General features: G+C 45.5%; 15 protein-coding genes and 1 pseudogene. All 16 read left to right on the plus strand.

Annotated features, from left to right (window positions below; all coding sequences use genetic code 11):
- Positions 1–364, plus strand: a 364-nt coding sequence (locus tag BS63_RS01000000111020; protein ID WP_032798594.1) for an IS30 family transposase, incomplete at its 5' end; no start/stop codon positions are given.
- Between the two features lie 19 nt (positions 365–383).
- A pseudogene (locus BS63_RS1000000111400) lies at positions 384–1,143 on the plus strand (IS982 family transposase); the annotation flags it as partial.
- Between the two features lie 30 nt (positions 1,144–1,173).
- A complete protein-coding gene (locus tag BS63_RS0107890) occupies positions 1,174–1,935 on the plus strand; it encodes an alpha/beta hydrolase (protein ID WP_080566228.1) in 762 nt (253 codons plus the stop codon).
- Positions 1,936–1,955: 20 nt separating this feature from the next.
- A complete protein-coding gene (locus BS63_RS0107895) occupies positions 1,956–3,287 on the plus strand; it encodes an SLC13 family permease (RefSeq protein WP_002963320.1) in 1,332 nt (443 codons plus the stop codon).
- A 476-nt stretch (positions 3,288–3,763) separates the two neighbouring features.
- A complete protein-coding gene (locus tag BS63_RS0107900; RefSeq protein ID WP_002961839.1) occupies positions 3,764–4,648 on the plus strand; it encodes an ABC transporter ATP-binding protein in 885 nt (294 codons plus the stop codon).
- Positions 4,649–4,650: 2 nt separating this feature from the next.
- On the plus strand, positions 4,651–5,382 hold the full coding sequence (locus tag BS63_RS0107905) for an ABC transporter permease (protein WP_002961838.1): 732 nt from the start codon (positions 4,651–4,653) through the stop codon (positions 5,380–5,382).
- Positions 5,382–6,467, plus strand: a complete 1,086-nt coding sequence (locus tag BS63_RS0107910; protein WP_028798534.1) for a sensor histidine kinase — start codon at positions 5,382–5,384, stop codon at positions 6,465–6,467. Before BS63_RS0107905 ends, BS63_RS0107910 begins: the two co-directional genes overlap by 1 nt.
- Positions 6,464–7,063 carry a response regulator transcription factor gene (locus tag BS63_RS0107915; RefSeq protein ID WP_002961835.1) on the plus strand — a complete coding sequence of 200 codons (600 nt, stop codon included), beginning with the start codon at positions 6,464–6,466 and terminating at the stop codon, positions 7,061–7,063. The genes BS63_RS0107910 and BS63_RS0107915 overlap by 4 nt, the downstream gene beginning before the upstream one ends.
- 289 nt (positions 7,064–7,352) lie before the next feature.
- Complete coding sequence (locus BS63_RS0107920) at positions 7,353–8,588, plus strand: DUF998 domain-containing protein (protein ID WP_019769857.1); 1,236 nt, start codon at positions 7,353–7,355, stop codon at positions 8,586–8,588.
- Between the two features lie 840 nt (positions 8,589–9,428).
- Positions 9,429–9,719: a chorismate mutase gene (locus BS63_RS0107925; RefSeq protein ID WP_002963391.1), complete on the plus strand. Its 291-nt coding sequence runs from the start codon at positions 9,429–9,431 to the stop codon at positions 9,717–9,719.
- 61 nt (positions 9,720–9,780) lie between these two features.
- Complete coding sequence (trpE, locus tag BS63_RS0107930; protein WP_002963392.1) at positions 9,781–11,148, plus strand: anthranilate synthase component I; 1,368 nt, start codon at positions 9,781–9,783, stop codon at positions 11,146–11,148.
- Complete coding sequence (locus tag BS63_RS0107935; RefSeq protein WP_002963393.1) at positions 11,145–11,714, plus strand: aminodeoxychorismate/anthranilate synthase component II; 570 nt, start codon at positions 11,145–11,147, stop codon at positions 11,712–11,714. The genes trpE and BS63_RS0107935 overlap by 4 nt, the downstream gene beginning before the upstream one ends.
- Before the next feature lie 359 nt (positions 11,715–12,073).
- Positions 12,074–13,078: an anthranilate phosphoribosyltransferase gene (trpD, locus tag BS63_RS0107940; RefSeq protein WP_002959938.1), complete on the plus strand. Its 1,005-nt coding sequence runs from the start codon at positions 12,074–12,076 to the stop codon at positions 13,076–13,078.
- Complete coding sequence (trpC, locus tag BS63_RS0107945) at positions 13,075–13,842, plus strand: indole-3-glycerol phosphate synthase TrpC (protein WP_002959936.1); 768 nt, start codon at positions 13,075–13,077, stop codon at positions 13,840–13,842. Before trpD ends, trpC begins: the two co-directional genes overlap by 4 nt.
- Positions 13,829–14,410, plus strand: a complete 582-nt coding sequence (locus tag BS63_RS0107950; protein WP_002959935.1) for a phosphoribosylanthranilate isomerase — start codon at positions 13,829–13,831, stop codon at positions 14,408–14,410. The genes trpC and BS63_RS0107950 overlap by 14 nt, the downstream gene beginning before the upstream one ends.
- Positions 14,407–15,615, plus strand: a complete 1,209-nt coding sequence (gene trpB / locus BS63_RS0107955) for a tryptophan synthase subunit beta (RefSeq protein WP_002959933.1) — start codon at positions 14,407–14,409, stop codon at positions 15,613–15,615. The genes BS63_RS0107950 and trpB overlap by 4 nt, the downstream gene beginning before the upstream one ends.
- Positions 15,616–15,617: the final 2 nt, after the last annotated feature.

The raw sequence follows: 15,617 nt of genomic DNA on the forward strand, positions 1-15,617 counted from the left end.
CGACCGAAAGAGTCGCTATCAAATCATCCGTCTCATACCCGACAAGTCGGCAAGTTCAGTCAATCAGGCTTTGAGAGCAATTCTACAAGAGTACCAGATTAACTCCATCACAGCTGATAACGGGACAGAGTTTAGTCGCTTATCGGATGTTTTTGACCCTGAGCACATCTATTACGCCCACCCTTATGCTTCTTGGGAGCGGGGCACCAATGAGAATCACAATAGGCTCATCCGTCGTTGGTCACCCAAGGGAAGCAAAAATGCGACTCCACAAGAAGTCGCAGTCATTGACAATTGGATAAACAACTATCCGAAGAAAATACTGGATTACAAATCCCTCAGAGAAGTTTTATCTGCTGGCTAACTTGGACTTGAAATTTGGCTCCTATTATCGTAACTATGCGCCTAAAGAGCTAACACAGCGTCGAAATGTTAACTATTGCAAGATTAGCGACTGTTCAGTTCTTATCCTCTTACTGCTTCAAGTTGAACTCGGTATCAAATCTCAACGCTGTTTTTACCAACTATTTCTTGTCAAAACTGGTTTGGAGCGAACTCGGTTTTATCGAAGAGCGCATTACCTGATTCCTTTATTGAAGCTGATTCATCAAGGCATGACTGAACAATTTCATCACGATGATATCGTGATGATGGACAGCTTTCCCTTACCCATTTGTTTGCCAGCTCGCAACTACAATGTTCATATTTTCAGGGATACAGCGACTGTTGCCTATAATCCTTCAAAAAAGATGTGGTTTTACGGCTTTAAAGTTCATATGCTGGTGACCTTGTCAGGATTTATCGTTAATTATAGTGTGACACATGATAGTCGGGTGGCCGAAAAATTGCTTGAGAACACGAACTTTCCTGTTGTTTTAGCAGATCTAGGTTATCTGAGTCAGCCATTAAAACAGGCCATAACCCAGAAAGGATATTGCTTTTGGACCCCATTGAGACGCAATATGGCCAATGCTAAAAAGCATAATTCATTGGATGCTCAAGGCCGAAAGGAGGACTATTGAAACACGGTTTTCAGTTTTGTGCTCTGAGTTTGATATTGAAAGACCGTTGGTGAGAAGCTTAAAGGGTATTGAGCTGTGGTTAGAACAAATCATCTTTGCTTATAATCTAGGATTTTTTTAACTAGCACTACGAGTAAAAATTCGTATTTTTATACCTAAAAACCGTCCTAAGAAATCTCCAATCATTTTAGATATTCATGGTGGAGGATTTGTTGCAGGCAGTATAGACCTTGATAATACAAGGTGTATAGCCTTGGCGGAGGCTGTCCCAGCGGTTGTGGTAGCTGTAGAATATCGTTTAAGCGGCAAAAATGGAGTTGCTTTTCCGCAACCTTTAGAGGATTGTTACGCTGCTTACGATTTTCTCCGTAAAAACGCAGATGAATTTGGAGCGGATCCTGATAAGATTGGCTTACATGGATCAAGTGCTGGGGGGACTTTAGCAGAAGGGCTAGCCCTCTATATTAGGGATAAAGGGCTTAAACAACCTGCCCTCACGGTGCTTAATTGCCCAACTTTTGATACGGCAATTGAAGAGACCTTTTCCTTCCATCAAATGATTGATCTAAAGATGGGACCTGAGCAAAAGTCATTGGGGGCTGAAGCAACGTTTTTGGGTGGCTACAATGGCCACCAACCCTCTTATTATGCCTTTCCCAATCTTTGTCACGATGTTGGTGGTCTAGGAGCTACGATGATTATTATGGCAGAGTATGATACCTTGCGGGATACAGCTTATCATTATTCACAAAGACTGTTAAATGCAGGTGTGTCCTGTGAAGTATTATTAGCTGGTCGGATGGCACATACCTTTACTTCAACCCCTTATCCTTATACGGATTTTGTTCATGAATATATGGCTTGGTCCTTTAAGCGTGAGTTTGGGATGTTGGATGATTTAAAAAAAGATTAACCTAAATTAGAGGAGGATTTATGAGCCCAGCAGTTCTAGCCCTGATTATGTTGGCTATTGTTATAGTCTGCATTGTTTCCAATAAAGTACCAATGAACTTTGTTAAGTTTGTAGTACCCATTGTCTTTTGCCTTTTGATGGGTTACAACATAACAGAGACGAGTAACATTATCCTCAAGCAAATCAGTACGGTGATGTCACAGACTGGTTATATGCTTTTATTCGGTTTGATTTATTTTGTCATGCTGACAGAGACGGGAATGTTCGACATTATGGTCAATGCTGTTATTAAGCGTATTGGCAATAAACTAAATGTCGTTAGTGTTATGGCCTTAACAACGGTTATTGGTGCCATTGCTTACCTAACAGCTAATATGTCAACGACCTATCTTATCACTTTTCCAATTGTTATCCCCCTCTTTAAAAAATTTAAATTAAATCGTGATTACGCCTTTATTATTTGTCAAATGGCCGTAGCTGCCATGTGTTGGTTGCCTTGGGGAATTGGTTTGATTATGTCGGCTACCATGGCAGGAACAAATGCTGAGTCATTAGCAGCTGCTTCGATACCTTGGGGGCTTTGTTTCATTCCAGCCATCGTTTTACATTGGGTTTACTTTGCCTACAAACACAAAAAAGAGCATGGGACACTTGGCTTGCCAGAAGGAGTTGAGCATGATCAAGAAACGGCTAGTGATAGCCTCAAAGATAAACCAAACGCTCGTCCAAAAATGTTTTTAGCCAACCTGATTGTCTTCATCGGTGTCATTGTCGCACTTGCTTATTTCAAAATTTCCTCCTATTTGGTATTTATTGCGGCCTCAATCATCACTTCCTACGTCAATTACCCTAAGAATTTTAATGATGTGTGGAATAAGGCCAGTGGTACCTTCTTCAATGTTTTGATTATGCTTTTGGCCATCTGCTTTTACCTAGCTGTATTCAATGCTGCACCAGAAGATGGCAGCCGCTTGTCAATGGTGGCTTCTCTGGCACAGACACTGGAAGGAATTTTCCCAGCCTTTCTGATGCGTTATATGCATATTATTTTCTTAATTCTAGCCGTGCCAATTATTTACTTCATCCCCTACCAATTGTATAATGCCCTTTATCCCCTATTTATCTCGGTCGGTTCAGCTTTTGGCTTGACCCCAATCATGATTATTGCACCCTTTGTCTGTAACCTAGCTTTGGCTACAAGTGTAACACCAATGAATTCGGCAACATATGTTGGGACGACCCTCTGTGAGGTTGAAACCGAGCCATACACCAAGCGTGCAGCACCAGTCATGTTTGTAACGAATTTAGTAGTGCTCTTAGTGGCTTTGCTGTTTGGAGTACTCCATCTATAATCTGTAGGACTCTTACTGCCAGAAATTCGGCTAAGTTTATGAGCTGAGGTGACAATCATCTTTTAAAGACCCTTGCTCAAGCTAGACTTGTTAATCAAAAATCATAATCAAGAGAGAATCAGAATGGTTCTCTTTTTTGGTGTGTAAATCTGTTTTTGAATTTTTATGACTAAGTTAAAATCAAAACTCCCCTCCGAATAATGGCTAATTTATGTTTGACCCTAGAAATTGTTTACCCCCATGACTTTTGTCATGCCCAACTTATGACATTCAGGGCTGAAAACTTGGGCTTAGTTTTCCTAAAATTAAGTTGAAGAAAAACTTGAGTGCGAACATAGCGGCAGTTGGATAAACAAGCCGATAATGGTTGCTTATCCAACTTAGTAAGAAGTTTAGGCAAGCACCCTAGTGGTTGCCGTAGGAAATAGAGCCATTTTAATGGCCTATTTCCTTAACTAATTGAAAGGATTTTCACTATGACCAAGCCCCTAATTCTTGTGGACTCTCTTGGCAAATCAATCAAGGGTAAGTCCATCTTAAACGATATTTCCTTTGAGGTAAGGGAGGGTGACTGCCTGGCCTTGATTGGTCCCAATGGGTCAGGTAAGACCAGTCTCATGTCCTGTCTCTTAGGCGACTGGCTGCCTAGTCAGGGTCAGGTCTTGGTCAAGGGCAAGTCCCCTCGGTCCCAGACTTCCCATGGTCAGATGGCCCTACTGGCTCAGGAAAATGAAATTCCTGCCAATCTCAAGGTCAAGGAACTCTTGGATTTCTTTAAAAGCATCGCCAAGAATCCTTTGAGCAATCAAGAAATTGATAAGCTGCTGGACTTTAGTTCTGAGCAAAAGCAGCAGTTGGCAGGTAAGCTTTCTGGCGGTCAAAAACGCCTTTTGTCCTTTGTTCTCTGCTTGATTGGTAAACCGGAGATCCTCTTTTTAGATGAACCCACAGCTGGTATGGATACCTCGACCCGTCAGCATTTCTGGGAGATTGTCGCTGGCTTGAAAAAATCAGGGACGACGATTATTTACTCCAGCCACTATATTGAAGAGGTTGAGCATACGGCAGAGCGGATTCTGGTTCTTCACAAGGGCAAGCTCCTGCGAGATACAACGCCTTTTGCTATGCGAAGTGAGGAGCAGGAGAAGCAGGTGACCCTGTCCAAAACCTTCCAAGAAATTGTTCAAGCTCTTCCCAATGTTTATGATATTCAAGAAAAGAGCGATACCATCCAATTTATGACTAAGGACATTGATCGGGTCTGGCAGGATTTGCAAGAAGCCGGTTGTCGGATTTCGGACCTGGAAGTGCAGAACAAGACTCTGCTCAATAGTCTTTTCGACTCGACCAAGGAGGACTGAGCATGAAAGCATTATTAAAAATCGAATGGATTAAAACCTGGCGAGAATGGCCCTACTTCATTATGGCTATCGGTATGCCTGTTGGCTTTTTCATCTTCTTTTCTGGCATGAAGATGTCAGCTAATCCTGCTAGCCAAAAACTGATTGTCCAGTCTATCATGTTGACCATGACGGGCTTCTCCATGTCTAGCTTTGGCCTCTTTAGTTTTCCCTTTATGTTGGCAGAGGATCGCAGCAACCACTGGTTGACCTATATTGAACACTCCAAGGTCCCCATCTATCAGTACTATCTATCTAAGGTTTTGCGAGTTATCTTTTGTTTCTTTCTAACCATCAGCATCACCTTTCTTATCGGCGCCTTTTACCGCCATATTTCCTTGTCCTGGGGTGCTTGGCTGGGCTCTGCTGGTCTTTTATTAGCCTCGGGCGTGGTCTTTCTCTCCTTTGGTCTCTTGCTGGCTCAGATCAAGTCCCAACAAACCATGTCAATTGTAGCTAATATCGCCTTTCTGGGAATGGCTATGCTAGGAGGTTCCTGGTGGCCAATTTCCAACTTTCCTGACTGGGTACAAAAGATTTCTAAGCTAACCCCCGTCTATCATGTCAATCAGCTCAGCACTCGCTTTGCCGCCAATGGCCAAATTCGCTGGACCTCCTTGCTTATCATTTTGGCTTATGCCATAATAATGGCAGGGCCAGCCCTCCTGATTAAACGTAAGACCGAGGTTAATTAATGTTTCGACCCTTTGAGAGGACCGATATTCTCTACTTAAAAGGACTTGTTTTCCTTACCTTTCCCATTTTAGGAATTTTTTATTCAGTCTTTCCTTTTTGGAGCATTTGGCTGACACTGGGCTTTGCTCTGGCCTATTTGGGCCTGATTTACCTAACTGACCGGCACAAAATTCTTTTAGGTCTATTTTGGTTTTATTCCCTCTTTTATATTATTTTTACGAGCTTTTCTTTTACAGAGAGCATGGTGTGGTTTTTCTTCTTTAATGCCAATATCTTGGTCTGGCGGTTTCGTACCAAGCTAGTTTCCTATCAGATGATTAGCTTTTTGTTAGCTATGCTCCTGATAATTATCGTTGGCTTTAACCGTGTTCAAGATGTTTCCGGTCGGATTATGGTCATCATCCTGCCTATTTTTGTCCTAGCTATGATGGCTGTCTACCGCAACATGCAAATCAGTGAGGAAGCTCAGGAAAAAATTCAGCAGCAGAACCGCTACATCAACCTGCTGTCAGCCGAAAATGAACGTAACCGCATCGGTCGTGACCTCCACGATAGCCTGGGTCATACCTTTGCCCTCTTAAGTCTCAAATTGGACCTAGCCAGCAAACAACTAGACCAGGGACAAACCCAGGCCGTCAAAGAGCAGTTGCGAGAGCTCTCAGACATTACTCATAGCTCCATGGCTGATGTTAGAAGATTGGTCAATGAACTCAAATACCGCAGCCTGACCGAGGAATTGGCTGATCTGGAAAATATACTGAGCCTGACCAATATTGCCTTCCAGATGGATAATCAGCTAGAGAAGGAGGTTCTGACTCAGGAAGTCCAGTCCCACCTGACTATGATTTTGCGGGAATTGGTAACCAATATGGTTAAGCATGCCCAAGCGAAACATTGTCGCATCAGCCTGTCGCGGTCCCAAAGTGAGCTCATCCTAGAAGTCAGTGATGATGGAGTCGGCTTTGCTCAGCTGACTGGACGAGAATTACATTCTATTCGTGAGCGACTGACCAAATTGGGCGGTAGTGTCACTATCATTTCCCCTCGCCAGCCAACCCAGATAGAAGTGAGGTTAGCCCTATGAAATTACTCCTAGCTGAAGACCAATCCATGTTGCGAGACGCCCTTTGCCAGCTTCTCTTGATGGAGGAGGATGTTGAGGCTGTCTACCAGGCAGCCGATGGCAGGGAGGCCGTCGAGCAGCTACAGAAAAATCAGGTGGATGTGGCTATTTTAGATATTGAAATGCCCAAGCTAACGGGCTTAGAGGTTTTGGAATGGATTCGCCAGCACCAGGAGACCAAGGTCGTGATTGTGACGACCTTCAAGCGACCCGGTTATTTCCAAAGGGCCGTTGAGGCTGGTGTGGATGCCTATGTCCTCAAGGACCGCTCGGTAGAAAAGTTGATGGAGACCCTGCACAAGGTCCTGGCCGGTAAGAAGGACTATTCCCCTGAACTGATGGAGCAGGTCGTGACCCATAAAAATCCCCTAAGCAGGCAGGAGCAGGCTGTCCTCAGCGGGATTGCCCAAGGCCTATCAAATCAAGCCATTGCGGAGAAGCTCTTCCTATCCAACGGAACTGTTCGCAACTATGTAACCGCCATTTTTACCAAACTGTCGGCCCACAACCGCACCGATGCCGTGCGCATTGCCAGAAATCAGGGCTGGCTAGACTAGACAAAAGCAATCTTATTGAGGAGGGGAAGTCCTCAATGGGATTTTTTATACTCACTAATAGATAAAAATTATAAGGGAAAACGCCCTCGTCACTAAAAAGCAGAGGACTAATGATAATGGCTTTGCCGATAGAGGGTGTTTGATTCTCAAAGGGGCTAAGGGAGACTACCAAATCTGGCGAAAGGGTCCAAACATACTTTTAAAAATTACAAAAGGATCTGCAGGGGACTTCTGAGGGAGAAACTTTTGGGGTTCTAGACATACTTTGAAGGGGCAGCCATTCCTATTGATGAATATGCCATCTCGTCCGGCCCTGGATGAAAAGTCTTCTATAATCATTTTTTACAATCTTTTAATTCTTTACTATAATAAACCTATGACAAAAAAATTAGAACTCAGTCAAGAAATCCTCGACCAGCTGGATCTGCAGGAGGGAGAGTCGGTCAAGGCAGAGCTTTATGCTGATCGATTGGTGCTCCACAAGCAAGATGAACTAAGCACCAAATCCTTGCCCTTCTGGCTTTACCTAGGGGCCAGCTCTCTTGCTGCTCTTATTTTTTATTTAGCAAGTTGGTTCCAGCATCTGGATCAAGTCTCTTTAGCGGGCGACTATTCCATCATTAGCTTTTTGCTGGGCTTTGGTGGTGGTCTAGGGATTCTCTTTTTCACGGCGACCTTTATCAAGAACCGGCGAATCTTCCTTGCTGGTAATGAGAATATGGTTTTTTGGCGGAACCTGCCCGTTATTGTCCTGGCCTTTTCGGTCATCCTCCTTCTTGTCCTCTTAGGATTTTCCTGGTTGCTTAGTCAGATATTTAATGGAGCTTCCTTCGATAAATTTACCGCGGCCCTAATTTTGGGTGTCAGTCTTAATGCGGTCATTAGCACTTGGGGCCAGATAGCTGAGCGGATTCGGGCAACCTGGCTGACCAGTCTTTTTACGGTAATTATGATTAGCGGGGCTCTTCTGGCCATGGCCACCAATAGCAGCCGTCGCTGGTGGCAATTTAATCTGAGTTTCTTGGGGACCAAGCGGGCTACTAACAGTTGGCAGTTTAACCTCACCTTGATTCTGGCAGCCCTGGTTTTAATTGCCTTAGTTGATTACACCTTTGTTGCCCTCAGGCAGAAATATGGCAAAAGTTGGCGATTGACTGGACTCCGACTTCTCCTGACACTTCTAGGTCTAGATTTGGCAGCTGTTGGTTATTTTCCTAATGATGCCACCTATCATCACCTCCACACCAGATTTGCGGGCTATTTGGTTTATATCATTATCGTCCTAATAGTGAGTGTTCCTATCTTACTTCCCAAAGTAACTAAGGACTTGCTCCTAACTTCCTTTGCCATTGGTGGTGTCCTAGTTGGACTACAATTTGGTTTTCAAGAAGTCCACTATCTCTCCCTGACTGCCTTTGAAATGTCAGCCTTTATCTTGGCCTTTACCTGGCTTGTCTTACTCTTTAATCATTTGGAAGGGCTCTTAATTCCTGAAAAAAGGAGGATTGAGCTCAAGCTAGGCTAAGGGGCAAAAAATATTTTTCAAAAAGTTCAAAAAATTCTTGACATCTAAAAATAATGGCGTTAAAATATGAACCAAATCAGAAAGTACTTCTCTTAAGTTTTCAGGGAGCTTGTGGTGACTGCGAACAAGTAGCGGCGGCGAAGGAAATTGGGCTGATTCTTATCAATTGGAAATAAGACATAGTTTTCAGGTTGGCACCCCTTACCGTGCAATTCCTTGTTAGAGGAGTTAGAGATGACGATTATTGATAATCGTTAAGTTGAGGTGGCACCGCGTTACAAATCTGACGCCCTCGCACAGAGGTTTTTTTCTGTGCGAGGTTTTTTGACGTAAGTCATCATAATTCGATAATAATTATGATGACTTACTAATGCGGGAAGTAGGAAAAGTCCTCTAGGATTTTCCGTTAGTTTCTCGCAGCGAGTCGTAGATTCCAATTCAAATTGTTGAATTTTAAGATATAAAAATTCAGGTCAGCACTCCCTACCGTGCAGCTCCTTGCTAGAGGAGCCAGAGATGACGATTGTAATAATCGTTAAGTTGAGGTGGCACCGCGTTACAAATTTGACGCCCTCGCACAGATGTTTTTTTCTGTGCGAGGTTTTTTGACGTAAGTTATCATAATTCGATAATAATTATGATGACTTATTAATGCGGGAAGTAGGAAAAGTCCTCTAGGATTTTCCGTAGGTTCCCGTGGACGTTGAGAGAAAAAGTTTGACGATAACTTTCAGTGAGCAGAGAAGGCTCCCTAGGGCTTCTCGTAGCGAGTCGTAGATGTTTTCCAAACAAAAATTCAATAATTAAGCAGCCGTTTTTTAAGTAGGAAGGTAGGAAGCTATGGCACAAACATTAGCTGAAGTTCGCCAGGAAATAGACCTTTTAGACCAGAAGATGATTAGATTATTAGCCGAGCGTCAAAAATTGGTTGAGGCGGCAGGCCGTTTAAAACCTCGTCAGGATGCTGCAGCGGTTGCTGCGCCTGATCGTGTTGCTCAGATAATCCGTGAACGTCGCAATCAAGCAGCGGAAGTGAACTTATCGCCAGACCTTGCTGAAGCTGTATGGCGGTCAATGATAGAGGCTTTTATTCTATTAGAGAGCAAAGTTAACGAACAAGGTGAGTCTTGATCACGAAAACAGTCCATAAAATCTTCAAAAGACTGATGAGATAGTTTAGAAAGGAAATACCATGCAAAAGATTTTAAATGCCGATACCTTGACACCAATTTTAGCCTATATGCGGGTGCAAGGTGAGCACAAGGTCATCCTGGAATCCATTCCCCGAGAAAAAGAGAATGCCCGTTTTTCAATCGTCGCCTATAACCCTGTTTTTGAATTGTCCTATCAGGATGGTAAGCTCTATAAGAATCAGCAAATTCTTGATGGAGTGGATCCCTTGGATTATCTCAGTCAATTGACCACAAGAGGTAAGGAGGCTGCTAAGTCAGACCTACCTTTTGCTGGCGGAGCTATCGGTTTTGTTGGCTATGATATGATTGGCCTCTATGAAGACCTGGGTCAAATTCCCCAAGACACCATAGGAACGCCGGATATGCACTTTTTCATCTATGAGTCCTACCTGATTTTTGACCATAAAAAAGAGAAGGTCTATGTTGTGGAAGATAGGATTTATAGTGGGCGGGATAATGATAAGGCCCGCCAGGCTCTTGGACAGGTGGTTAAGGATTTACAAACCCAAGCTCCAAATGAATTTAGCCCTCAGGAATTACGGCCTCTGGACTTTCAGAACCATCTGGAAAAGGAAACATTTGAAGCTATGGTGGACAAGGCCAAGAAGCTCATTCGTCAGGGAGATATGTTTCAATGTGTCATTAGTCAGCGTTTCTCAAGCGATTTTCAGGGAGATCCGCTCGATTATTACCGTAATTTGCGGGTAACCAATCCTTCAAACTACCTCTATTTTTATGATTTTGGGGATTATCAGATTATCGGAGCTAGTCCTGAAAGTCTAGTTTCGGTCAAGAATGGTCAGGTCGTAACTAATCCGATTGCTGGCACCCGTCCCAGAGGTAAGGATGACACAGAAGATCAGGCTTTGGCGCAAGAACTGGCTAATGATGTCAAAGAAACAGCTGAACACCGCATGCTGGTTGATCTTGGCCGCAATGATATCGGAAAAATTTCTGAAATTGGCAGCGTCAAGCTGACCAAGTACATGGAAGTGGAGTACTTCCGTTATGTCATGCACCTGACCAGCGTCGTCAAAGGTGACTTATTGCCTCAGCTGACAGCCATGGATGCCCTGAAATCAACCCTGCCGGCGGGTACAGTATCAGGTGCTCCTAAGATTCGTGCCATGACCCGCATCTACCAGTTGGAAAAAGAAAAACGCGGGGTCTATGCGGGTGCTATCGGCTACCTGTCGGCGACCGGCGATATGGATTTTGCCATTGCCATTCGGACTATGATTTTAAAAAATCAAAAGGCATATGTCCAAGCTGGTGCAGGCATTGTCTATGACAGCCTTGCAGAAAATGAATTTTATGAAACTATCAATAAGGCCAAGGCTATGACCAGAATAGGAGACAGTCAATGATTTTATTAGTTGATAATTATGATTCCTTTACCTATAATCTTGCCCAATACTTGGGAACTTTTACCGAGGTCCAGGTCTTGCGAAATGATGCTCCGCAAATTTACCAAGTGGCTCAAAAGGCCCAGGCCTTGGTATTGTCGCCGGGCCCTGGTTGGCCAGCTGATGCCGGAGAGTTGGAAAAGCTCATCGCCAAGTTTGCGACTGAAAAGCCAATCTTGGGCATCTGTCTGGGCCATCAGGCACTAGCCGAAACATTCGGTGGCAAGTTGGATCTAGCCAATAAGGTCATGCACGGCAAGCAATCCCGCCTAAATCTGACCCAGCCCTCACCAATTTTTGCGGGACTGAAGGGTGGTCTGGAGGTCATGCGTTACCATTCCATCGTCGTTGACGATCTGCCTGATGACTTTGAAGTGACCGCCCTGACCCAGGATGACCAAGAAATCATGGCCATGCAGCATAAGAACTTGCCCATCTTTGGTCTCCAATTTCACCCAGAAAGTATTGGCACACCAGACGGTTTGAAAATGCTAGAAAATTTCCTTACTTTAGTCCCAAAGGCTTGAAACTTTGGAGGCTGCAAGCTGAGTTTGCTATCTGAAGGACAGGCCCCTGCTAGACATGGTTGGAAGGAGTAGCCAATCACTGAATTAAAATCAAATATGAAAATCTTTAAAAGGAAACTCAATTGTTTTTAGGTGATATTGGTGAACGACATGAGCATAAGCTGATATTTTCGCCCTAGTGGTATCATAAGTGACTCGATAGATGTCACTTATGACAGAATATTTGAGACTTTAGGCTCAAATATTAGGAATGAAACCCCGATAGGAGTTTGCTTCCGTTCGCACTACCAAAGAAAATATCAGAAATGAAACTTTTTAAATTAAATGGGTATAACTCGAAAGATTTGAGGTAGACAATGATGAAAGAAATATTTGAAAAATTAGCCTTGAAAGAAGATTTGACCGCCGACCAAATTGAGGAGGTCTTCAACCAAATCCTGCAAGGCCAGGTAACGGAGAGCCAGATTTCGGCCTTCCTGATGGCCCTGAAAATGAAAGGGGAAATCGCAGACGAAATTGCTGGAGTGGTTAGGGCTCTCAAGACTCATGCCCTCAAGTTAGAGCGGGTGCCAGCCCATGTCATGTGCAACTGCGGTACGGGTGGTGACCAATCCTTCTCCTTTAACATTTCCACAACGGCGGCCTTTGTTCTAGCTGCGGGTGGTCTCAAGGTTGCCAAGGCCGGCAATCGTTCGGTATCTTCCAAGTCTGGTTCGGCCGATGTTCTGGAGGAGCTGGGCATCAACCTTTCAGCCGACAGGCAGGTTCTGGAAAGAGCCCTAGATGAGGTTGGCATAGCCTTCATCTTTGCCCAATCAGTTCATCCAGCCATGCGTTACATTGGCCCAGCCAGACAGGCTCTGGGAATTCCCACCATCATGAATCTGGTAGGTCCCTTGGCAAATCCTGTCGATTTAGACAGTCAGCTCATGGGAATTTATCGGGTGGAACTTCAAGAGGTTGCTGCTCAAGCCATGAAGACCCTAGGTCGCAAGCGGGCCATCGTCATTACAGGCCCCGACCAGATGGATGAAGCGGCCCTCTATGGCACCAATACCTATACCCTCTTAGAGGACGGCCAGCTGAGCCAGCATCGCTTTACCCATAAGGATTTGGGTATGGAAGCGGTCACTCTGAAGGAAATTAGGGGTGGCGATGCCAAGGAAAATGCCCAGATTTTACTCAGCGTTCTCAAAAATGAGCCCAGCCCCTATCTGGAAACAACGGTTCTCAATGCCGGTCTGGGCTTCTATGCCAATGGTAAAACTGACAGCTTGAAGGCTGGCGTTGACCTGGCTCGCAACTTACTAGCTTCGGGGGCAGCCCTGGAAAAACTCCAGCAATTACAGGAGGTGCAAGGATGACAGGAACCTTTCTTCCAAAAATATTAGAGCAAAAGGCTAAGGAAGTCGCCCAGATGGAGCGAGAAGATTTAGGCGACCTGCGTCAGGCAGTCCCCTTTTACGACTATCTCAAAAGCCACAGCCAGCAGATTCAAGTCATCGCCGAGGTCAAAAAGGCCAGCCCCAGTTTGGGGGACATTAACTTAGATGTTGATTTGCTGGCCCAGGTCAAGACCTACCAGGCAGCTGGAGCTGCCATGATTTCAGTATTGACCGATGAGCACTTTTTCAAAGGGAATATTGACTATCTTCGCCAGATTTCCAGTCAGGTCAGCATTCCAACTCTGGCCAAGGACTTCATCATTGATGAGAAGCAAATCATTCGTGCCCGCAATGCTGGAGCGACGGTCATCCTCTTGATTGTGGCCGCCTTGAGCCAGGAGCGCTTGCAGGAGCTCTACCAGTATGCGACCGACCTAGGGTTGGAAGTTCTGGTTGAAACCCATAATGCGAAAGAACTGGCTAGGGCCCATGCTCTAGGAGCCAAGATTATCGGTGTCAATAACCGTAATCTGGTGACCTTCAAAACCGACCTACAAACCAGTCTAGACCTAGCAACCCATTTTCGTGAGGAGCCGGTTTATATTTCCGAATCGGCCATCCAAAGTGGTCAGGATGTCGCTAAGCTAGCCCCCTACTTTGATGGCATTCTGGTTGGGACGGCCCTGATGACAGCGGAAAATCCCGCCCAGAAGATAAAGGAGTTGCGAATTGACAAAGGTTAAGATATGCGGACTGTCCAGTCCTCAGGCGGTTGCGACCGCTGTCAAGTCTGGGGCGGATTTCATCGGCCTTGTCCTAGCTCCCAGTAAACGCCAGGTTAGTCTGGATCAGGCTCATAACCTAGCCCAGGCCATCCCTGAGATCTGCAAGGCAGTTGGGGTCTTTGTCAGCCCCAGCCTGGCTGAATTAGAAGAGGCCATCGCTCGAATTCCTCTGGACCTAGTTCAGATTCATGGAGAATTTGACGAAGACCTGCTTTCTCAAGTATCGGTTCCGGTTATCCGAGCCTTGAACATTTCTCAGGGGCAGACCAATCTCGCCAGCCAAGCAGACTACCTGCTCTTTGATGCCCCACTTGCAGGTTCAGGCCAGACCTTTGATTGGCGAAGCCTAGATACTAGCCAAATCCAGCAGCCCTTCTTTATTGCCGGTGGCCTAAATAGCCAAAATGTTGCCCAAGCCATTAAGACCTTTGAACCCTATGCCGTCGATGTCTCGTCGGGCGTGGAAACCGCGGGCCAGAAGGATTTAAGTAAGATAAAAGAATTTATAGAAAGCGTGAAAGTATGACCTATCAGCAACCAGATGTCAAAGGATTTTACGGAAAATTCGGGGGCCAATTCGTGCCCGAAACCCTGATGACAGCCATTCTAGAGTTGGGCCAAGCCTACCAAGAGGCCAAGCAAGACCCTGGTTTTCAGGCAGAACTAGATGCCCTCTTAAAAAATTATGTCGGCCGTGAGACCCCGCTTTACTTTGCCAAACGCTTGACCCAGCATATCGGTGGCGCTAAGATTTACCTCAAACGTGAGGATCTCAACCACACAGGGGCCCACAAAATCAACAACGCCCTCGGTCAAGTCCTCCTAGCTCGGCGAATGGGCAAGAAAAAGGTTATTGCTGAGACCGGTGCCGGTCAGCATGGAGTTGCTACGGCTACAGCAGCAGCCCTTTTCGATATGGAGTGCACCATTTACATGGGTGAGGAAGATGTCAAACGCCAGGCCCTCAATGTTTTCCGCATGGAGCTCTTGGGAGCCAAGGTTGAGGCTGTCAAGGATGGTTCTCGTGTTCTCAAGGATGCTGTTAATGCCGCCCTGCGGGCTTGGGTAACCAATATTGAGGACACCCACTATATCATGGGATCTGCCCTGGGACCAGCTCCCTTCCCAGAGATTGTTCGTGATTTCCAATCGGTCATCGGCAAGGAAAGCAAGCGACAATTTGCGGAAGTTTCCGGGGGCAAGCTACCAGATGCGGTTATGGCCTGTATCGGCGGAGGCTCCAACGCCATCGGCATGTTCTATCCCTTCGTCAATGATATTAGCGTAGCCATGTATGGGGCCGAAGCAGCGGGTCACGGTCTCGATACTGACCAGCACGCTGCCACCTTTGCCAAGGGTCGGCCCGGGGTTCTGCACGGCTCTCTGATGAATGTCCTCCAGGACCGCCACGGTCAAATTATGGAGGCCTTCTCAATTTCAGCTGGTCTCGATTACCCAGGCGTTGGTCCTGAACATTGCCACTTTAAGGAAATTGGCCGGGCCAGCTATCAGGCTATCACGGACCAAGAGGCTCTGGAGGCCTTCAGTCTCCTTTCTCGCTTGGAAGGAATTATTCCTGCCCTAGAATCCAGCCATGCCATCGCTCTGGCTCAAAAGGTAGCCAAGGATATGAGCCCAGACCAGAGCTTGATTATCTGCCTCTCCGGTCGTGGGGACAAGGATGTTATGCAGGTCAAGGAACGTTTTGAAGCCGAAAAAGAAGGGAAGTAAGC

Origin of the sequence: Streptococcus sobrinus DSM 20742 = ATCC 33478 (genome assembly GCF_000686605.1) — a bacterium.
Classification (GTDB): domain Bacteria; phylum Bacillota; class Bacilli; order Lactobacillales; family Streptococcaceae; genus Streptococcus; species Streptococcus sobrinus.